This window comes from Pseudoalteromonas umbrosa (assembly GCF_030125375.1).
Classification (GTDB): domain Bacteria; phylum Pseudomonadota; class Gammaproteobacteria; order Enterobacterales; family Alteromonadaceae; genus Pseudoalteromonas; species Pseudoalteromonas umbrosa.
In genome coordinates this window covers 1,550,739-1,571,342 of the sequence record NZ_JASJUU010000001.1, presented here as the reverse complement: position 1 = coordinate 1,571,342, position 20,604 = coordinate 1,550,739, and the positions used below count along the sequence as shown (strand labels likewise).

At 41.1% G+C, this 20,604-nt stretch carries 15 protein-coding genes; 7 read left to right on the top strand and 8 right to left on the bottom strand.

Features of this window, described 5'->3' with window-relative positions:
* Window positions 1–46: 46 nt before the first annotated feature.
* Window positions 47–2,317 (top strand): acyl-CoA dehydrogenase, encoded by a 2,271-nt coding sequence (locus tag QNM16_RS06685; RefSeq protein WP_284019764.1) that lies wholly within the window; start codon window positions 47–49, stop codon window positions 2,315–2,317.
* 5 nt (window positions 2,318–2,322) lie between these two features.
* On the opposite strand, the gene QNM16_RS06680 is transcribed toward QNM16_RS06685, so the two are convergent.
* From QNM16_RS06680 to QNM16_RS06665, 4 genes are all read right to left on the bottom strand, one after another.
* Window positions 2,323–2,763 (bottom strand): hypothetical protein, encoded by a 441-nt coding sequence (locus QNM16_RS06680; RefSeq protein WP_417709498.1) that lies wholly within the window; start codon window positions 2,761–2,763, stop codon window positions 2,323–2,325.
* A 174-nt stretch (window positions 2,764–2,937) separates the two neighbouring features.
* Entirely contained in the window at window positions 2,938–5,334 is a 2,397-nt protein-coding gene (locus QNM16_RS06675; RefSeq protein ID WP_284019762.1) for a hypothetical protein, read from the bottom strand.
* A 184-nt stretch (window positions 5,335–5,518) separates the two neighbouring features.
* On the bottom strand, window positions 5,519–8,668 hold the full coding sequence (locus tag QNM16_RS06670) for an efflux RND transporter permease subunit (RefSeq protein WP_284019761.1): 3,150 nt from the start codon (window positions 8,666–8,668) through the stop codon (window positions 5,519–5,521).
* A 6-nt stretch (window positions 8,669–8,674) separates the two neighbouring features.
* Entirely contained in the window at window positions 8,675–9,850 is a 1,176-nt protein-coding gene (locus tag QNM16_RS06665; protein WP_284019760.1) for an efflux RND transporter periplasmic adaptor subunit, read from the bottom strand.
* A 247-nt stretch (window positions 9,851–10,097) separates the two neighbouring features.
* Between QNM16_RS06665 and QNM16_RS06660 the strand changes: the two genes are divergently transcribed.
* Window positions 10,098–10,328 (top strand): hypothetical protein, encoded by a 231-nt coding sequence (locus QNM16_RS06660; RefSeq protein ID WP_063362337.1) that lies wholly within the window; start codon window positions 10,098–10,100, stop codon window positions 10,326–10,328.
* A gap of 72 nt (window positions 10,329–10,400) precedes the next feature.
* Here the strand turns inward: QNM16_RS06660 and QNM16_RS06655 are convergent, their stop codons facing one another.
* Complete coding sequence (locus tag QNM16_RS06655; RefSeq protein ID WP_284019759.1) at window positions 10,401–12,032, bottom strand: calcium-binding protein; 1,632 nt, start codon at window positions 12,030–12,032, stop codon at window positions 10,401–10,403.
* Between the two features lie 831 nt (window positions 12,033–12,863).
* Here QNM16_RS06655 and QNM16_RS06650 point away from each other — a divergent pair.
* The 4 genes from QNM16_RS06650 to QNM16_RS06635 all read left to right on the top strand — a co-directional run bounded on the left by QNM16_RS06650 (window position 12,864) and on the right by QNM16_RS06635 (window position 17,498).
* Complete coding sequence (locus QNM16_RS06650) at window positions 12,864–14,384, top strand: S8 family serine peptidase (protein ID WP_284019758.1); 1,521 nt, start codon at window positions 12,864–12,866, stop codon at window positions 14,382–14,384.
* Window positions 14,385–14,422: 38 nt separating this feature from the next.
* Entirely contained in the window at window positions 14,423–15,202 is a 780-nt protein-coding gene (locus tag QNM16_RS06645; RefSeq protein ID WP_284019757.1) for a Hint domain-containing protein, read from the top strand.
* A gap of 72 nt (window positions 15,203–15,274) precedes the next feature.
* Entirely contained in the window at window positions 15,275–16,057 is a 783-nt protein-coding gene (locus QNM16_RS06640) for a hypothetical protein (RefSeq protein WP_284019756.1), read from the top strand.
* Entirely contained in the window at window positions 16,050–17,498 is a 1,449-nt protein-coding gene (locus QNM16_RS06635) for a hypothetical protein (protein ID WP_284019755.1), read from the top strand. Before QNM16_RS06640 ends, QNM16_RS06635 begins: the two co-directional genes overlap by 8 nt.
* A gap of 385 nt (window positions 17,499–17,883) precedes the next feature.
* On the opposite strand, the gene QNM16_RS06630 is transcribed toward QNM16_RS06635, so the two are convergent.
* Window positions 17,884–18,129: a TIGR03643 family protein gene (locus QNM16_RS06630; RefSeq protein WP_284019754.1), complete on the bottom strand. Its 246-nt coding sequence runs from the start codon at window positions 18,127–18,129 to the stop codon at window positions 17,884–17,886.
* A gap of 88 nt (window positions 18,130–18,217) precedes the next feature.
* Entirely contained in the window at window positions 18,218–18,583 is a 366-nt protein-coding gene (locus QNM16_RS06625) for a HopJ type III effector protein (protein WP_284019753.1), read from the bottom strand.
* A 161-nt stretch (window positions 18,584–18,744) separates the two neighbouring features.
* Here QNM16_RS06625 and QNM16_RS06620 point away from each other — a divergent pair, with 161 nt between their 5' ends.
* Window positions 18,745–20,103 carry a hypothetical protein gene (locus tag QNM16_RS06620; protein WP_284019752.1) on the top strand — a complete coding sequence of 453 codons (1,359 nt, stop codon included), beginning with the start codon at window positions 18,745–18,747 and terminating at the stop codon, window positions 20,101–20,103.
* Window positions 20,104–20,144: 41 nt separating this feature from the next.
* Here QNM16_RS06620 and QNM16_RS06615 read toward each other — a convergent pair whose 3' ends face one another.
* Window positions 20,145–20,507, bottom strand: coding sequence for a glyoxalase superfamily protein (locus QNM16_RS06615; RefSeq protein ID WP_284019751.1), 363 nt, complete (start codon window positions 20,505–20,507; stop codon window positions 20,145–20,147).
* Window positions 20,508–20,604: the final 97 nt, after the last annotated feature.

The window sequence follows — 20,604 nt, the reverse complement described above, 5'->3', positions numbered from 1 at the left end:
TTTTTCATCCATACTTACTTTGATACTTAGTTGGGGAACAACGCTCATGTGGCTAATTTTATTATTAATTATTGCAGTTTGGGTTATATTTTCGGTCAAAGATATACGCCTAAAATGGATTTCAAAACCGACATTTAATTACTTTAAACGCGCTTTGCCTGAACTTTCTGACACTGAAAAAGAAGCAATGAAAGCGGGGGACACGTGGTGGGACGCCAGTTTATTTAGTGGTAAGCCAGATTGGGGGATGTGGCTCAAATCTGGAAAGCCTCGTTTATCAGATGAAGAACAAGCGTTTGTAAATAATGAGTTAGCTGAATTAATGATGATGCTTGATGAGACTGAGATAACGGCACGCGGTGATTTGTCTAAAGACACTTGGCAATTCCTGCGGGAAAAAGGCTTTTTCTCAATGATTATTCCCAAAAGCTTTGGCGGCAAGGAGTTTAGCGCACAGGCTAATTCTGTCATTGTGTCTACGATTGCAACGCGCAGTTTGTCTACTGCTGTGACAGTGATGGTGCCAAATAGCTTAGGTCCTGCGGAACTACTACTGCACTTTGGCACACATGCACAGCAGGAACAGTGGTTACCAAAACTGGCCAGTGGTGAAGTATTGCCGTGTTTTGCATTGACGTCGTTGCATGCAGGTTCCGATGCCGGTGGGATCACAGATCACGCCACAGTGTGTCGCCAAGAGTATGAAGGCCAAGAAGTATTGGGTTTAAAAGTGACTTGGTCGAAGCGCTATATCACGCTTGCCCCTGTGGCTGATGTACTGGGCTTGGCGTTTAAGGTATACGACCCAGATAAACTGCTAGGCGATGAAGTTGAACGTGGTATTACCTGTGCGCTTATCCCAACCGCACATGAAGGGGTTAAACAAGGAGAACGTCATGATCCAATGGGCTTGGCGTTTATGAATGGTACAACTTCTGGAAAGGAAGTATTTATCCCACTTGATTGGGTCATTGGTGGAGAGAGTGGCGTAGGGAAAGGGTGGAGAATGCTCGTTTCTTGCCTAAGTGCTGGGCGAGGTATTTCATTACCTGCTTTGAGCGCAGGTACTGCACAGTTATGTGCAAAATCGACTTCTGCTTACAGTCAGTTACGCTATCAATTTAAGCAACCGATTGGGCAGTTTGAGGGAGTACAAAGTGCAGCTGCCCGAATTTATGGGTTAACATACAGTATTGAAGCAGTTAGAGAAAACACGGCTTTGGCAGTTGATTTGAAGAAAAAGCCATCAGTAATAACGGCCATAGCTAAATATCATTTAACTGAGCAAGCGAGGATGGTCATTAATGATGCGATGGATATTCACGGTGGTAAAGCGATACAAAAAGGTTCTCTAAACTACCTAGCTAATCACTATGCTGGCATGCCAATTAGTATCACAGTAGAAGGTGCCAATATACTCACACGGAATTTAATGATATTTGGACAAGGCGCAAGTCGCTGCCATCCTTATATTTTACAAGAGATGGAAGCTGCGCAGATGGCAGATCCAGAGCAGGGGTTGAAGGTGTTCGATAAATTACTTGTCGAGCATATAGTACACTCTGGTAAAAATGCATTGAAAGCTCTATTAAACGGTCTAACTGTGGGGCGCTTTGTACGTAGCCCTGTAAGTGGTGATGTGGCAAGGTACTATCAAAAATTGACTTGGTATAGCCAAGTGTTGTCATCGTTAAGTGATATCGCCATGTTGAGGCTTGGTGGAAAGCTCAAGTATCGCGAAATGCAGTCTGCTCGCTTAGGGGACATGCTAAGTCATTTATATTTGGCATCATGTGTATTGAAAAAGTATGAAGATGATGGGCATCAATGTGGTGATTTACCGCTACTTCACATTGCGATGTCTTACCATTTATCAAGTTACAGCAGTGCGATGAAAAGCTTCATCGAGAACTTTTTGCCGAGAGGGATTCGCAGTATCGCAAAACGCGTATTTTTCCCCTTTGGTACTCGTTCTCGTGAGGTGTCTGATGAGCAAGTGAAAGCGTTGTGTGCGAGTATATATGAAAACCACACTACGCGGATGCGGATCAGCGCATTATGCCCCAGTCAAAATATGCCAGGGTTAGAAAAACTGGAGTCGGCGCTTAGCCTGTCAAAAAAAGTAACTTCAGCGTATCACGACGTTTTAAGGTGGCAAAAAAAGCAGGCTGTAAAATTATACGATAAATCAATGACTGAGCAATTGGTTGCAGCGTGTGAAGCTGGTGTAATTTCTGAAGGGGACAAGCAATTATTAGAGGAGTGGTTGCAGTTATGTGATGAAGCGCTCAGCGTTGATGTCTCGAACGCTTCATAATTATTTTATCTAGCGTAAGGGTCTGGGTTAATTTTATCTACGTACCAGCTACCCTTGCGTTTGACCATTTGCACGCTACGCATATCATCTACCTGATTACCATGTAATTGCCCAGTGAATATGAGGTTCACTTTGGCGTTTTTCCCATATTGTTCACGCAAGCTTTTATTGGTCATATCTAGCTCTATTGTGACGTGATCGAATTGCATGTTGACAAGATTTCGAGTGAATTGAGAGGGCGTGCCGTATGAGCGCATGATCCTAGCAAGCCTCGGTGTGGCAAGGTTTAGTGCCGCTTTCATATCTTTTTTATTATAAAGTGCCTCAAAATACATGGTAGCGGTATAGCCCGGTGTATCTTTGTCACCTCGACCAGCCTCTTCATTGTTACAGGCTGTCAAAAAAAACGTAATCACAACGATAAATAGAGCAGATAATTTCATAATACGAGAGAATAACGAGACACTGACTCTAGTGTGTCTTTATTCTTTGCATTTGTAAAGGTGACTAGTTAAATTAGCCTAGTTTATAATCTATTTTTAATATAAAGGACTTGCTTTTAATATTAGTGAGTTATTAGTGAGGCCCTTCTATTGTGGTTTAGAAAGGCCAATATCACTCTAGTTATCTAACGGACAAATATCCAAAGTAGAGCCTTTGCGACGATAGCAAATTTGCTCATTTTTTATTTTCATACTGGATATAAATTTACCCTCAGTACTAAAAATTTCTTGCCCATCTTGGTAGCACTGGACTAGACCATTTCTAATAATGCAGGTTTGATCATCTTTCCCAAGAATTTGATGAACTTGCCCAGATAGATTGATGATCTCTTCAGTCTCTGTGGCTTTTTCACCCCAGCAGTCCCAAGTTGCATCGTAGAATTGTGCGCATATTGTATCGCTGTTAACAGCGTTAAGCTTAGCAACGCTGGCAAGGTCTGGTATCATCTGGACTGGGTTTTCTTGGTTGCCTGCACAGTAAACTTTACCGTCATAACCTAGTAAGCATGCGTAATCACCTCGTGTTACAACTTGCTTTAATTGCTCGGGTTGTGTTGTAAAGGACAGCCTGTCGAAGCTATTCTTTTTAGAGCAGTGAGTTATTTCGGATTGGTTCACACTACAGCTATAACCTTCTCCCTCGACGCGAAGAAATTCGGCTAAAGTAATAGAGAGGTCGCTGCCAATTTCATTTTGATTGTCGTCTTCACTTGATAGCTTTAGATTAACCTTGCCACTACTAGGCTGAAGTGCATCAATTAATACTGCTTTTGTAGTGAGTGTTTGTGTGTTGTCAAATATGTGATATCTATCTTCGGCGCTCCACTCAGTCGCATAATTTTCTGCTTGGTTATGTCTATGAATCACTTGGCCAAATACAGGAAGCTCTCTACCCGCTATGAAAGTTTCGTCAACACCGGAATATACTCTCAAGTCTGAGGTAAAAGCTTGTGCTCTAATAGTAAATTCTTTTTCAGCTAACCCTGCTTTAGTAATAACTTTGAAATAGTGAGTACCAGATGTGCGCAAATCATTGTCTAATACTGTAATAGTTAATGTGTCACCATTGTATTCTGACTCAAGTTTGTCATAGCTTTCTGTATTCAGGATTGAAGTGACCAGAACACTATCCAGTGGAACACTGCTTGTTAGGGTGTAATTAACTTTGGTTTCTGTCTGTGGATAAATATCAAACTCTCGATGTTTGTCTTTCAATTTAATGTCAGAGCTTGCTGCTGATTTGCTGAGATAAACGAGTGGTATTTCTGCTTCTCTTATTACACCTGAGTTGTATTCAACTTGATAATGTACATTATGAAATTTCTTGAGGTCCTCAATATCAGGTATGTCGATCGTCAGCTGGTCGAGCTGTTGAGCATACATATTCTTTGGGAAATCGTTGTCAATATTCCAGTAAAAAGCTTTTATGTCAGGGCTATCTACTATGTCATTTTTTATTATGACGGTTTGGCCAGCTCCGGCAATTTCGTGAGAACTGGTTAGCGTTAACGCATTATAGGCTGGGATAGGCTTTACTTTCACTAATGTGGTTGCAGTCTTTGAAATATCTCCTTTCATTTCTACTTTCAAAGACACCGTAAAATCGCTTTCTTGCTCTACAATGGGTGCATAAAATTGATAGATACTACTATTTGATGATGGTTCAGTTGGTTGGGGAGCAGGAGACCAGCTCCACTCGTATGAAATAATATCATCAGAATGAGCAATAGTCGGTACTATGCTTAGATGCGCTGTTGAAGAGACTGATAAACCTTGTGGTAAAGAGACTGTCAAAGAAGGGCCGTCAGCAGGAGAAACTTTGACTCGAGCTGTTTGTTGGTGTGTGGCTTTATCAGTTTTGACATTGACAGTGATGTAGAACTCAGAGACCTCACTGACTTCTGGTAGTTGAAGGCTAAGAGTGGAGTTTCCTTGTGTGTCAGAGAGGTTGTTTTTGACCTTTTTGTAGCCTGGTTCAAATCCGTCGATATGCCATTCTACGGTCTCTATGTTTGCATCTGTTTTGATCGGCACATTAATACTGACATCACTACCACCTTTAAATTCATACACTTCTGCCATTTGAATATGTGCCCCAACTGTTTCGGGGTGCAGAGTGATGTTTAGTTCTTTAGTTACAGTTGGGTTAGTGCCATCAGACACCTCACAGGTTATGACAATGGTCTTTTTTTCAGTGACCCGGGGGAAGGTTACAACTGTCTCAGAAAGTGAGTTTTGTTTGAATGTGACATCAGCTAAGGAACTCTTCCAATTGATACTTAGTTCATCATTATCAGCATCACTGAATTGTGTCGTGAGGGTCAGAGACTCTCCTGAAAGTGCAATATCTTGACCAGAGATAATTGCAGTTGGTGCGCTATTTTCATTTGCGGGCTGGGTTTGACTTTGGTCCTGCCTAGAAGCATTACTGTTGTTGTGTGTATTATCATTTCCTCCACCTCCGCCACACGCAGATAAAGTGCCGATAAGTGAAGCTATGAGAAGTTTTCGCATTTTTAATCCTTAATATATGCTGTTTGTTTTTTGGGTAATACTATCGTAAAATTAACAATAAACAAGATAAGTTTAAGTTATTGAATGAAAACTGAACGTTCTGGTTGGTAAGTGTGTGGGTTTTGTAAATAAGTGTAGAAGCCCAGCATTATGCTGGGCCTTGTTGAGGAAGGGAATTGTTGCGTTAGTTGATATTGGAATGCACTTGAGAGTGTGTGGTACTCTTTTTACGCAGTACTTTTCGGGTTATTTGCTTAATATCTTCAAGCATTACGTACTGACAAGGGATTAGGAGTAAAGTTATGACGGTTGCAAACAATACACCAAACGCGAGAGACACTGCCATTGGGATGACAATCTGTGCTTGTAAACTGGTTTCCATAATAATGGGCACAAGACCAATAAATGTTGTTAGAGAAGTCAAAAGGATGGCTCTGAAGCGGCGACAACCGGCCTCAACAACAGCTTCTTTTATATTCATACCTTGTTCTCGGGCTTTATTGACAAAATCGACCATTACCAGTGAGTCATTCACAACAACACCTGCTACTGCAATAATACCAAACATAGAAAGACCGCTCATTGTCATGCCCAGTACTAGGTGACCAAACACGGCACCCACTACACCAAATGGTATAACCGACATTATCAATAATGGCTGTGAATAAGAGCGCAGAGGAATTGCTAGCAGTGCAAAGATAATCATCATAGAGATTGCGAAGTCTCTAAATTGCTCTGCAACGCTGTCCATTTCTTCTTGGATACGACCTGCAATACTACTTGAAACCCCAGGATAACTCTCTAATAGACTAGGTAGGTATTCTTCACTGATCTGTTCTGCAATTTTAAACGGTTCTGCTTTGTCAGTATCTATGGATGCCCAAACATTCACAGTACGCTTGGAGTTTTCACGACGTATACGGCTTACACCTTCTACTTGCTTAATGTTAGCCACTTCAATTAAAGGTATCTCAGCACCGGCAGGTGAGATAATACGTACGTCTTGAATATCACTGATGGCATCTCGCTGCGCTTCAGGGTAACGGATCATGACTTTTATTTCTTCACCATTTCTTAAGATCCGCTGAGCTTCAATGCCGTAGTAACTGAAGTTTACTTGCGAAGCAATGTCAGCAAGCGTAAGCCCCATGCTGTAAGCAAGTGGTTTTAGCTCCAATTGGATTTCATCTGTCGCAGATTGCATAGAGTCGTTAACATCACCAACGCCTTCAATGGTTCTGAGCTTATCTTTTAATCTCTGCGCCACTTCTTTTAGTGTGTCTTTGTCTTTGCCTTCAAGTCGGAAGCTGATATCTCCATCGTCACGCCCGCCGTCAGAAATACTGTCTTGAATATTTAAAGTTTTTACACCTGGTAGCGGAGGCATATTTTCGCGCCACATTGCACTTAATTCAAAAGTATCAATAGGGCGTAAATGAGGCTCAACCAGCACAGCACGGATAGTCGCGTTGGTTCTGCCGTTCATATTGATGGCGAAGTTTTTCACCATAACTTGATCGTAGTCTTGCTCAATTTGCTGCTCGACTTTATTAAGCATAGTTTCGAGTTTTTTAATGGTTTCAAGTGTTGCCGACTCCGAAGCAGACAAGTTCATTTCAACTTGAATGCTCGGAAAATCATGAGGGATTTTAGGGTTAGCAACAAACTTAATAAATCCGCCTGCAAATAGCCCTGCGCTGACAATAAGAATACAAATAAAGCCAACGATCACCGTATAGCGATAATGAATGCATTTTTCAATTGAAGGTCTATAAGTGTTTTCAATGAAGTTTTTTAGACCGTTGTCTAATGCTTCACGCAAGCGGTGGAATGGGTTGTTAGGGTTGCTTGGCTTGTCTTTCATTGCCGCAAGGTGCGCGGGCAAGATAAGCTTTGATTCAATCAAAGAGAAAATTAAGCAAAGAATGATAACACCACCAATGGCTTTGGAAAATGCCGCTTCTGGGCCGGTAGATAACGTTTGTGGGAAAAACGCGGCAATGGTGGTGAGGACACCAAATGTCGCAGGGACTGCAACTCGTTTTACACCACGTACCACATTATCTAAACTGTGACCGTGTTTTTCGATTTCAGCATGTGCTGATTCGCCGACCACAATGGCATCATCTACCACAATACCGAGTACTAATATAAAGGCAAATAAAGAGGCCAGATTAATGGTGATGTCAATAGAGCCAGCTGGCATGAGTAAAAATGCGCCTAAAAACGACACTGGTAAACCCATCATGACCCAAAATGCCAACCTAATCCTCAAAAACAATGCCAGCATTAGCATAACGAGTACGCCACCGATGACCATGTTTTCAATCATCATATTGAGGCGGCCTTCAAGGTAATAGGTGAAATCTAAAAATGGTTCTAGTTTCACGCCCTGTGGTAATTGACCTTCTTTCTCATTTAAGTAATTTTTTATGATCCCTGCAACATTGGTGATATCTTGATCTTTCGACGCACGAACTTCATAGATCAGCGAGTTTCTACCGTTATAGAGTGAGTACATCAGACCTTCTTCAAAGCCATCAGAGATAGTGGCAACATCACCTAACCGAATTTGAGCACCATCTTCCAATGTGATCAAAGGAAGTTGTTCAAAATCATGACCGCGATAAGCTTGGTTTTCAACTCGCATTGAAATGTAGCCATTGTCAGAGCGGATTTGTCCTGCTGACATATTGGCAGAGTAGTTACGTACTGCATCCGCGATATTTCTGAATGTTAAACCATACTCACGCAGTTTATCTGGGCTAACTTCAATACCAATTTCATAATTAAGGCCACCGTTGAAAGTAACTAGGTTTACACCTGGTAAAGCTAGCATTTCGTCATGCAAATTGTTACCGAGGTGCTTAAGTTCTTCAAAGCTCATATCTCCATTTAATGTAAGCAGCATGACTTCCTGTTCATTCTTTTCATTACGAATGACAGGACGCTCCATGTCAGCCGGGAAGGTTGAAATAGAGTCAACCTGCATTTTGACTTCATCCAATACATCTTTTGGGTCGTATTGATGATCGACTTCAATCCAAGTTTGTGAGTAGCCTCTGTTAGAGTAGGTTATCAATCTCTTTATGCCTTCAAGGCCTTCCATTGATTCTTCTACTTTGATTGTGATCCCTTCTTCGACTTCTTGAGGTGCAGCGCCTGGGTAGATGGCTTGGATGCTTAACCAATAGTTAGTGTTTTGTGGGAATAATTGCTTTTGCATTGTAAATGCTGTGAGCAAGCCGCCGACGAGAATAAAAATCATCAGTAAGTTTGCTGCGACTGGATTGCGTGCAAACCATGCAATAATGCCTTTTTCTTGGCTGTCCATATGCGGTTACTCCTCTTTTAATGCAAGTGCATTAGAAGGTGTCGCAGCTTGGCCATCATCTAAGCGCAGTTGCATGCCTTCGGTTGGGAATTCTAAAGAGGTGGTAATTAGTTTCTGCCCTGATTCCAGACCTTGATTGGCAACTACTAGGCCATCATACTCCCTGACAACATTTAAAGTTCTAAATGAGAGTGTGCGATCTTTGTTTAAGATGGCTACTTTGCCATCACGCACAAGATGGTGTGGGATCTCTACTGCATTGTTTAATAATTTGCCTTTAATTTGAGCGTTTAAATAGGCACCAAAGCGCAGTGGAGCTTGGCTGTTATCATAGGGGCGCTCAACTTGCGCTACTAAATAAGTCATACGACTGCGGTTATCAACAACGCCTTCGCTACGGACAATTTTACCTTGCCAAGCAACATCTTGGCCGGCGACTTTCGCCATTAAGGTAACGCTGGCGTTGATTCCGTTGTCTTTCAGATGTTGTAGATCGCTATCTGTAACGGGCAAACGGACCTCTGCTACTGAGATAGCATTTAGCACGCCTACGGAGCTACCAAGGTTAACGACACTGCCCAAACTGAGTGCGCGACTTTCGATAATTGCATCATATGGTGCCTTGATATATGTGCGCTCTAAGTTTCTTTTCGCACGTTTTACACTTGCTTGTGCGGCTTTGTACCTGGCAAGTTTCTCTGCAAGTTGTGGTTTTCTTAAATATAGTTCTGAAGGGATCGTTGAGTTAGCATTGCTTTTGATACGCTCCCATTCTGTCTTCGCAACATGTGCTTGTGCTTGTTCAATTTCTAAAGCAGAGCTAGCTTGAGCAAGAGTTGCTTCGGCATCAATTAATGCTGCTTCGTAATCGTTAGGATCTATACGAGCCAATACATCGCCTTTTTTAACAAACCCGCCTTTAACAAACTGCTCAGAGAGATCAATAATTTGGCCGCTTACCTGCGCGACCAATTTGGTACTGTACTTAGGTTTTACGATGCCGTAAGAACTTACAGACATTTCTAGAGGCGTAACCTGCACAGGCGCTACTTCAACTAATGGGTGTATGATTTTTTTTTCTTTTTCAGCGGGTGGCGTTTTCATCGACGCAAATGCGATTGCACTTGCGATACCGCCAAGTAAGACGACACCCGGTAATATAATTTGTTTTTTACTAGCCACGATGTTAATTCCTTCCTGAATTGACAATTTGGATACGCTTGTACTAATCAAGTTCGTATCAATTACCATCAATAATACGCCAATAGATATTTCAAGGTGTTTTGATATCAGCTCAATATGTAACAAAGCATTGCGTACCCTGTTACATTTTTACAATTGCTAAAAACTGTATATTTCTTGTGTAGATTACATACAGATGGCAGTACAACGCGTATAATGGCGCTTTTGAATTGAATAGGTGCTTATTATGGACTGTAGATTAGGCTGTGGTGCATGCTGTATAGCACCAAGTATTAGCTCTTTGGGAAAGGCTGCTAATATTCGTTGTGAGTACTTAAACGACAATAACTTATGTTCTATCTTTGGTGAGCCAGAGCGCCCCCAAGTATGTAGTGACTTTAAAGCCGACAGGGAAACATGCGGTAGTACTAATGAAGAAGCTATGGAGAACTTAATTTATTTAGAAGCGGTGACGTAAATTACCGTTAATTGTTATTTCTTTTACACTAACTTGGTAGCGCAAAGGTAGCTACCAAGTTAAGGCTGTTAGTTACTTCCTACCTTCAATGACATAAATTGACTGGTGACGATTATTTTGCCAGTAATCGAGTGCTGCTTGGTCAACCAAATCGGCAATACGCTTACTAAAATCACTGTGATTGCCACTGAAGCTGCGCATATCAATCGCGCCCTCATATACAGCGGTCATGACACCAGCAGCGTAATAGACCGCAGCTTCTATATTGTCTCCACCAATCCCTGTGCCTGATGATTTTATAAGCTTACATGGTCCATGGCATCGATCGTTACCACCGCCTCCGGAGCCTTCTGGGTATTGATCGCCACGGTTGTAAAGTGTATCTCCACCATCGCCACCATATAATCCAATGTCATGGTTATATTGAGAGAAACTTGCTACAAAGTCTGCGCTACCACCACCAAATAGCTCGCAGTCTCCATCCTCACATAATACGATGTCGTTACCGCTTCCGCCCCATAACTTTGCGCGTTTTTTCCACTTGTTACCACCAGAGTCCACTAAGATATCATCGCCACTGTTACCATGTAGGCGATCTTTATCACCGGCATTACCAAAAACGAGATCATCACCATTACCACCTTCAAGGTGATCTGAATGGCCATTACCAAAAATTACGTCATGACCATCTTGCCCGTATACTTTATCTTGCGCAGTTGCACTACTACCTAGAGGAAGGGTAAAAACAATACCGCGTTTGTCTGTTTCAATACGTGAGTCCCCCATGAGCCAATCATTGCCAGCACCGCCACGTATCGTATCTTTGTCGCTTCCACCAAATACCCAGTCATGGCCACTGCCTGTAGTGATACTATCTTTGCCTTCTAGGCCGTATACTGTCATGTTGTAAGTGACAGCGGAAGCATTCAAGGTGTCGTTACCGCTGCTCAATTTGGCAAAAATAAGGTCAATATTTGAGGTGTTAGGTGTTGAGCAAGCCGAAGCGTTACCAAGCTTTGCATTAACAAAAACCAATTCACCATATTGCTCAAAGGTGTAGCTCACACCGTTGATCTTTGACTGAATGCCCCAAACACCATTAACAAAGTAATCGGTGAATAGGGTGCCGCCGCTAGTACAGTTTTGGGTTTTATTAATAATGGTCGAGAAGTTAGCGCAGCTGGATAGTTCATGATTTTCAGGGCGCTGAGGTATAGATCCGGCCATACCTACTTCAGCACAATCTATACCGTCGCCTGCATCCACGATATCAGTATCGCCAAGAGTGAATAGCTGGTCATTTCCGCCACCTGAGTAAACATAGTCTACTTTGTTACCCGTTCTAATGACGTCATCGCCATTTCCACCATTGATAAGCTGGTGGGTATGCAGGCTTTGACCGTTATATGTATTTCCATAATTACTCAAATTGACCTGTACACCGTTGTAGTTGCTGATGTCGAACAGCTCGCAGGTATTGCCATACGTCATTTTAACAAAGCTATCACCACCTAATGCGTGAAGAGTATGCTGATTATTAGTTAGCGTGAATGACAGATAGGTCATCATTCCATTATGTATGGTATTGGTTGTTACATTGATGCTGTTGTCCAAGCCTGTGCAAGCGTAACTGGACGCATGAAAACCTAAGGAAAACGCCACGGAGGCAGTTATTTTGGTTAACTTTGATAAATTCTTGCGCATAGAGTAGATCCTTACCTTTTAAATTTTATCTTTGCTTACTGAAGAACCAAGATGATGTTTAGCATCGATTTTTATCTCTATAAAGTTAGCGATTAAGTGTGCAAGTAAAATGGAGGTATAGATTGAAAGTTAAATATGTTTGTTTATTTTGTGTTAACAATGTTAATTTTGGTTTTTTGTGCTTTGCTGGGTGCTGAAAAAGTGCGGGGGCAAATTAATTATTCGACAATGATATATATAAGTGGATTGTTTTTATTTTGTTATTATCACTAAACTTTTTTGAACCCATCTGCACATTTCAATACCTTGCCATTTATCCTTGCTTTATTGTTGCAGAAATTACTTTTGTAACCTGCTGTAATGGACGTTTTTGTACATTATGTGTTTAAAATAAGGGTTTTTTAAGTTTGTGAGTATACATTAACTTTTTCTTTTTAAGAAGATGTATTTATATGATTTATAGCATTTTCTATTTCAATTTTCGCATGCGGCATAAGTAAATATACAGCCACTTAACTAGTTGAGTTCTGATGAGCTTACACTTGATATTCCAGAATATTATTCACCTTTTTAAGAAGGCTTAAAAAGAATTCAAGCATCTCCTTCCTGTTCCAAATACAAATAATTTTCCCTTTTAAATTAATAAAATGTAATTTAATTGTTGTAAATTGATGTACTGGGTGTTTATTTTTGAATTTGTATATGTAAATATTAATAAGCATCCATTAAGGAGTAAGTGGGTGTATGACTGATGTTTGCTGTAGTTTTGTCGCACTTACTTAGAGAGATGTTTCGATATAAAAACACTTACAAGCATAATAAGGATAATTTATGAACAAATGGAAACTCACCCCTATAGCAATGGGTTTGCTAGCGGGATCGGCTGTTTCAGTACAAGCAGCAGAGTTTTATAGCAATTCACCAGGTACTCAAGCAATTGAAGATAGCTACATCGTAGTTTATAAAGTACCTCAAGGTGTTGCTTCGGCTGACAATGAAATAAAAGCACAATTCACAACACAATTAACAAACACACTGACAACTGAAATTGGCATTGAAGTAACACGTCAATATTCTAGCAGTATTTCAGGTGTTGCGGTAAATGCTGATGCTAAGCAGTTACTGAAGTTATTATCTCACCCTGATGTAGATTTTGTAGAGCAAAACGCGATTGTTACAGTTGCACCTATCAAATCAAAATCTAGCTATTCTGCGCTACAAAACAACCCAGTTTGGGGCTTAGACCGTATTGATCAAAGAGATCTTCCTCTAGATCAAAAGTTTGAAGCACCAAACAAAGGCACGGGTGTAACTGCTTATGTAATCGATACCGGTATTCAGAATAGCCACAATGAATTTGGTGGTCGTTCAGTTAATGGTTACGATTTTGTAGATAATGATGGTAATTCAGCTGACTGTAACGGTCATGGTACACACGTAGCTGGTACAATAGGTGGTGCAACTTACGGTGTTGCTAAGAATGTAAAACTTGTTGGTGTACGTGTACTTAACTGTAGTGGTTCAGGTACTTATGCTGGTGTTATTGCTGGTATCGACTGGGTTGCAAATAATGCAAACGGTCCATCAGTAGCAAATATGAGTCTTGGCGGTGGAAAATCACAAGCGGTAAATAACGCTGTGACTAGCGCTGTGAATAAAGGCATTTCATTTGTTGTTGCTGCAGGTAACGAAAACTCTGATGCATGTACTCGCTCTCCTGCAAGCACACCTGCAGCTGTTACAGTTGCTTCATCAACATCTTCAGATGCACGCTCTGGTTTCTCAAACTGGGGTAAATGTATCGATGTATTTGGTCCTGGTTCATCAATCAAATCTGCATGGATTGGCTCGGATTCTGCGACAAGAACAATTAGTGGTACATCAATGGCTGCTCCTCACGTAGCTGGTGTTGCAGCACTTTTCCTTGAGAAAAATCCAACCAGTTCGCCGACTCAAGTAACTGCTGCGTTGTCTGGCGGTGCGTCTGAGAACAAAATCAGTGACGTAAAAGGCTCACCTAATAAGCTTGTCTATGTAGAAGCTGGCGGTGATGACGGTGGTTTTGAAAAAGTCATCAGTGGCGGTAAAAACGAGACTAAAGCATTCACTTATGAAGTGCCAGCAGGTGCTACTAGCTTAAAAGTGACATTAAGTGGTGGCTCTGGTGATGCTGATTTATATATCAAACATGGTGCAGAGCCTTGGGCGTTTGATAGTGATTGCGCATCTGAGAATCCAGACACATCAAATGAGTCTTGTGTAATCAATAACCCTAAAGCTGGTACATGGTACATCTCAGCTTATGGTTATGCAGCGTTCAACAATGTAACTCTAAAAGCAAACCATCAATAATTCTTTAACCATAAACTTAAACATAAAGGAATAAATAAATGAAAGTCTTCACATTATTAGTAAGCTTATTTGCGAGTTTTCTAGCTTTTCAGGCTAGTGCAACTATGGATTTAGCTACTTACTCTAACCGTGCAGAAGTAGACGCTGGTATTGCAGGCCGTTGTGTTTACCAACCAATTGGCACGAGTGCTTGTCACATGCGTATCGACTGGGCTGTTCAAAATGGCAAAATCACTCAGCGCGCTGGTGATTGGGGTAAAGCAAATGGTTTCTACCCTGTAATTGACATGTTCAGCCATGCTATCGCAGCAGTTTGTAAGTGTGGTTGTTTTGAGCAAGATACACTAATTCGTGTACTTAAAGATGGTAAAATCCAAGACATTCGCGCGAAAGACTTAGGTACTGAAGACAGCCTAGTTGCGCTTAATGACGATGCAACACTTAGCAACATGTCTACTGAAGTATTCGAAATGAAAGCACGTACTAAAGGTCCTGAAACTCCGGCTCTATACGTATTCACTTTCGAAGATGGTAACGAGCTTAAAGTAACTCAACACCACGGTATGCTAATTGGTGACGGTACTATGGTTGCTGCGAAAGACGTTAAAGTTGGCCACTCTATGTACAACGCTGAAGGTGTTGAGCTTAAAGTAGCTTCAATCGAGCGTGAGTACACTAAGTTTGACGTTTATAACTTTGAAACTCAAGGCGACGTTACAACTAACCACATCATCGTAGCTAACGGCATGTTTGTTGGTGACTTAACTTGGCAGAACCAGTTCGCTGCTGATTTAGGTAAGGTTATTGTTCGTCAGTAATCCTCTGTACGCAAAGGGAAGCTTAGCTTCCCTTTGTTCTTTTAGTGTTATATTTGTTTGAGGAGTTTAAGGATGAATATTGGTAAGTCAGCGCTCGCTGGTGCGGTGGTGCTTGGTATTGCACTTGGAGGTGCATATTGGCTAAATGATGAATCACAACCGACGGTAAAAAATACGGAAACACAGCCAAAAAAAGTTGAGATCTCACAAGTGAGTGAGTTAAAGCAGCTGAGCAACAAAATTGCTGATGATATAGATCAGCTACACCCGCTGCCTAAACAAGGCGAAGTAAGCACGAAAGAACGCATGCTAGTGTCTTTCAATCGCATGCAAGCCTCAGTAGGTAAATTTAACTCATCGGGGTTTGTTAAAGCGGAAATACAAGAATTACTGAATGACCCAGCTGTCATCGAGCTGGCAAAAAATACGCTGGTTGATTTAGAGGGCGCAATGGCTGAATTTGGTGAAGACCAAGCATTGGCGAGAGTGTACTCGATAAAAATATTGGATGAATTAGCAAAGCAAGGGGAGCCTTACCCTTTGTATGAAACGACAGCACAGCTTGCAGAAAAATTAAATGAACAGGCAAATCAAGATGTGGCGTTTTCAAAAAGACAAGACTTGGACTTAGAAGAGCTCGTATTTGCTTCTCTTAACTCGTTTGAGGAGTCGCAAATATTAGAGAACCCGCAAATCGTGATGGACGAATTGGGCTATTCTGATGCGCAACATGAAAAAATTCGCAAAATATACGGCAACCTATTTGGTTCAGTATTTGTAAGACATGCGAGTATCGATGAATCAATTGCACGTGTTCAAGAACTATTTAACAAGCAGGGAATAAACAATGGGTAAACTATCAATCGCACTTAGCGTAGTCGCAAGTGCTGTAGCAATGTCCGCTCAGGCACATCCGTTAAAAGCTGCTAGCGATCAGTATGTTGAAGATACTGTCGCTTGGATCCAAAGTGAAAACATTCAGTGTGCAGGCGAAGCGCCTCATGCAATGTGTGAAACCAGCATTGTTAAGTTTAGTGATGGTGCATTTGATCAAAACCGTACAGATCCAAGGCAGACAATTTTAGTACTCGATTCAGCGATGGACTTGCATACTGTGTTAAGATACCGCAGTCGCATTAAAGCGCATTTGGAATTTGATCCGCAAACAAATACGTTTGTTGAAGGTGACCCTGAAGTGGCTATTTCTAAACTTGGACAAAAGCTACTGACAGAATTAGACACCTTTAAAGATCCTGAGAGTCAAGCGCCAGCATTTTTACCTTCTGCATGGTTAAGAAATTTAGCGGTTGCATATGGCAGTGCCGCACCGAGTGATACGCAAGACCATATCACGCAAGAGCCTCATTTTAGCCATGGCTCTAAAGTACTTGGGTATTTAACTCAACATAACCCGAATGCTGAATTTGTTGTTATTGATACAGCAACATTCCTACCTTACCTTCAGCATAAAGAAGCCGTGTGTAATAAAGACAGTCAAACTTTTAAGTCATACATGCAAACTGCTGCGGACTCTCTAACACAAGATGTTATTGAGCAATATGGTGTTGAGTATATTAATTTCTCTGGAGGTTATAATCGTTATCATGTTAAGCAAGCATGGCAGAGAAATGAGTGCTCAGGTTATCTGTCCAACTATGCTGCAGGCAATATGCTCTTGGCTATGAAGCCATATTATGATGCAATGTTTGAAGCCCCTGGGGTGCTTGGTTTTCAGGCGGCTGTTATCAATGCTGATAGCAGAGATGATGCGCTAGATGTGATTAAATACCCTAATCGTATCCGTGTGCAGCCTTATACGTCAGAGAATGTAGACACAGATATATCGCCGACAGGTGAAAGTGGATGGCAAATAGTGTTTAAAGACTTTAGTAACGAGTTTTCAGGGCATGATCACATAGACATGTACGTAAACTTTGGCTATGGCCGAACTAATTTCTTTAATCAAAATAGCACGCCGAAAATGACTTCAGATGTATTTGGTATGCAGTATGCTGCGGATTGGGCATTGCTATCATCGTCTTGGTCTACACCAGTTGCGGTATCATATGCAATAAACGAGCAAGCTAAGCTATACAATGAAACTTTTCAGGTTGGCTTTGCCCCTGAGCTTTTAAAAGACAAGCTATTGCCTACAACTTGCAATGATGCGGGTAATTATTGGGGGGTACATGGTATTCTTGAATTTATGTGGCGAGCAGAGGGTATGTGCCGGATTCAAGATCCACTCAAATACCGTGCTGACCAACTGAATACATTGGGTTATTTATCTCTGTAACATCAGTAGTCGCTTTTACTGTGTGGTGCTATTACCACACAGTAAGTACACTTTCGATTTGTAAAATGGTAAATGTAAGCCCAAGAGCTCAAACAATGTAATCCATCGCAGTAATGTGTAACCGTTTTTAAAGCCATTCATTTGGTTCTGTTTAAAACGGTGTTTTTCCTTAAAACTAAAAAGTGCGAAGTCACTCTATATAGCGTGAGCTATCTAGGTTTTTTCTAACTTTGAAAAAAGTCGTCAGTTTAATATCTTATTTAGCTAGCTGGGGTGTTTGCGTCGTAGGCGCGTCATTATCTATATATTTATATCACCTGATTTTTGGAGACTGATAGAGTAAAGGTCTTAAGCTACACAGTCTTCGTCTATTATTCAGGTTGCTTTATCGGTGCTTGTACTGAGTCGGACAGTAACCTCGGCTGATATCAGGTGAGCGTAGTTTTTGATGTTTGGTTTTTCTACCTGAAACTCGCTCTCTCCAGAGTCTGAAACTACTGGCTTTGAGTTGACCGCGCATTAATTTAATAACGGCTTTTTCATTAAGGCCATACAACCTATGTATAGCCTCAAAAGGGGTTCTGTCTTCCCAAGCCATCTCTATAATTCTAGATGTATCTACTTGATCCATTTTGCTACCAAAAATTGAGTTTTAAAACTCTACGTATTGGCTAGTAAACCGATCAGTTCTTTTGCTTGAAAATCTTTATTTTATTGAACTAAGCTCGAGCCTTGAGAGGGCTAGCTTTGAACGACACCCCGTTCCAGCCATATTTAATAAAGTTTCTGATATTGCCATGGTCATCGCCATTTGGGTGTTGTAGTACGTCATGACGGTAGTATTGCCCAAAGCAGTGCAGGGTGGCTTGCTCTGATAATTCATGTTGTTTTGCAAAAGCGAGAATTTTACATGACCCCAAATTTGTACCTGCTTCATTATTTTGCTCGCCATTTTTAAATTCGCAAGGTGTGAATTCATATAACTTATCTATGACTTGGATGGTGTGTTCAAATTCAACTGATTCTCCTTGATGTGTTACGCGCTCAATAAACTTTTCAAGTGTCTCATTTTGTATGTCTGACATGTTAATTCCTATTAATCAAAAACTTTATTATCCTTATATTGGCAATCTATTCATAATGAAATTTTGTCTTGATACTTGAGTTTTTAGTAGCTTAAACCAATGTAAGAAAAGGATTTGTGTTATACTTACTCGGTGTTATAAATAGGAGGGAAATTATTCGAGTGAGCAAAGCAAAACTAAGCCAAGACGAAAGCCTATCATTTAAAATCAACTATCAGCTCCTGCCAAAAGAGACAAACCAGCTTGATCTATATTTTTCCATTCCAATTGACATGGGGATCAATGCGAACACGCTAAATGAAGTCGATTACTTCAATGCCAATATCAAGTGTCATAGTGCCTACTATTCTGAGCAATTACATCTTCCACTTGTTCGAAGTCGTTTTATTAGCCAAAGTAAGGGGCAAAAAAGCGATTATCGGGTCAACCTCAATCTATTTTGCTATCAAATTCGCATTGCGCTAGATGCTGATGTAAAGCAGACTTTAAAGCTTAAGCAAGCAGAAGAGTTTTATCCCGCAGCTATCGAACTAGTTGAACAAAGTGCGAAGCTCTTGGTGAAGTTAAGACGTTACACGCCACCGGATAACAGGCTTAAATCTTACTTTCAAAATGCTGATAATTATTTAAGTTGGCACACAGAGCAAGCTTTTTTAAAGTTGTTAGCTCGCGGCCCTAAATCAAGTGATTTTAGTAAAGAGCGGGGCGAGGTAATAGACTTTTGCAAACAAGAAAATCTTTATCGAGAAAAGCAAAGCTATAACTCACAAGTGACGTTGGACGACCCAAATCGAATCACTAACAAGATGCGCTTATTGGAAAGGCTCATAGAATATGGCGTGGTATTTAATAAAGAAACGACCAACTTGGGTGCTAACCTAAAGCGTCTTGCTCGTGGTGCGGTGACTGCGGTGATCATGGCATTTGTCATGTATTTGGTACTGAATGCAAGGTCAAATTTTGAAGAGATCACGATAGCGCTTATCGCGCTTTTGGGAGTCATTTATGGTTTGAGAGAAACCTTTAAAGATGATTTGACTCAATGGGCATGGCGCAAGGTACAAAAAGGTAGACCTAAGTGGCGCAACAAATTTAAAAACTCAGTCAATGATGAAACCGTCTGTACGCAAACCATTTGGCTGGAGCATATTAAAAAGAAAGATATACCAGATGATGTGGATAAGCTGCTGAAAAAGCGCGGTAGGCAAAATCGTCAGGAAGCAAATTTATTGCATTTTAGCTGTAAAAATCAGGTTCAGATTGACGAGTTTTTACCGGGGTATGAGGAAGTTCAGCAAAGGATCACCTTTAATATGAGCTCTTTTGCGCGCTATCTGAAAAAGGGAGCAGGTAAGCTTTACAGCCTCGAAGGGCATAAAGTGTCGAAAAACTCGGTGGAGCGCCGATATCAAATCAACCTAGTTATGCGCTTTAAATCAGGTGAGGACACTCAGCTAGAGCGTTATAAGTTAACAATGAACCGTTCTGAGATTGTCGCGATAGAACAAATGAAAGATTAGACATGGGGTCCTCGCTTTTAGAAGGTGACCTCATTCACCTTCTACTCGGCACTTTGGAAAAAAATCAGCTTATTACCGAATGGATCAGATATGGCCATTTCAAGTCCCCATGGTTGTTCGATAATATCGGGCCTAGCATGCTTAAACTGTTTTTCAATTAGCTGGGTGTGATAAGGCTTAAGATCATCACAGCCAATTCTGATACTCATCCCGGGAGAGGCATCGCCATAATGCTCTGACAAATGAAGTATGCAGGTATCTTTTGATATTTGCATATACATGGGTAAGTCAGCTTGATATTGATGTTGCCAGTCTATTTTAAACCCTAAAAACTCGATATAAAAAGCGTGTGCGACTTGCTTATCAAAGCTACGAATGATCGGGATGGGGCAGTGGAATGTCATTGGCGGGTCCTAAGTAGATTTAAGTTAGCTTAGTGCGAAGCGTTGAAATGACATTGAGTTATGGCTTCGACTAGCAATTAGTTAGACGAAGCCACTA

Bases quoted from the DNA above. Each gene is read 5' to 3' on its own strand.
- QNM16_RS06685 (WP_284019764.1), top strand. From the start codon at position 47: ATGTGGCTAATTTTATTATTAATTATTGCAGTTTGGGTTATATTTTCG.
- QNM16_RS06675 (WP_284019762.1), bottom strand. From the start codon at position 5,334: ATGCGAAAACTTCTCATAGCTTCACTTATCGGCACTTTATCTGCGTGT.
- QNM16_RS06670 (WP_284019761.1), bottom strand. From the start codon at position 8,668: ATGGACAGCCAAGAAAAAGGCATTATTGCATGGTTTGCACGCAATCCA.
- QNM16_RS06660 (WP_063362337.1), top strand. From the start codon at position 10,098: ATGGACTGTAGATTAGGCTGTGGTGCATGCTGTATAGCACCAAGTATT.
- QNM16_RS06655 (WP_284019759.1), bottom strand. From the start codon at position 12,032: ATGCGCAAGAATTTATCAAAGTTAACCAAAATAACTGCCTCCGTGGCG.
- QNM16_RS06650 (WP_284019758.1), top strand. From the start codon at position 12,864: ATGAACAAATGGAAACTCACCCCTATAGCAATGGGTTTGCTAGCGGGA.
- QNM16_RS06645 (WP_284019757.1), top strand. From the start codon at position 14,423: ATGAAAGTCTTCACATTATTAGTAAGCTTATTTGCGAGTTTTCTAGCT.
- QNM16_RS06640 (WP_284019756.1), top strand. From the start codon at position 15,275: ATGAATATTGGTAAGTCAGCGCTCGCTGGTGCGGTGGTGCTTGGTATT.
- QNM16_RS06635 (WP_284019755.1), top strand. From the start codon at position 16,050: ATGGGTAAACTATCAATCGCACTTAGCGTAGTCGCAAGTGCTGTAGCA.
- QNM16_RS06630 (WP_284019754.1), bottom strand. From the start codon at position 18,129: ATGGATCAAGTAGATACATCTAGAATTATAGAGATGGCTTGGGAAGAC.
- QNM16_RS06625 (WP_284019753.1), bottom strand. From the start codon at position 18,583: ATGTCAGACATACAAAATGAGACACTTGAAAAGTTTATTGAGCGCGTA.
- QNM16_RS06615 (WP_284019751.1), bottom strand. From the start codon at position 20,507: ATGACATTCCACTGCCCCATCCCGATCATTCGTAGCTTTGATAAGCAA.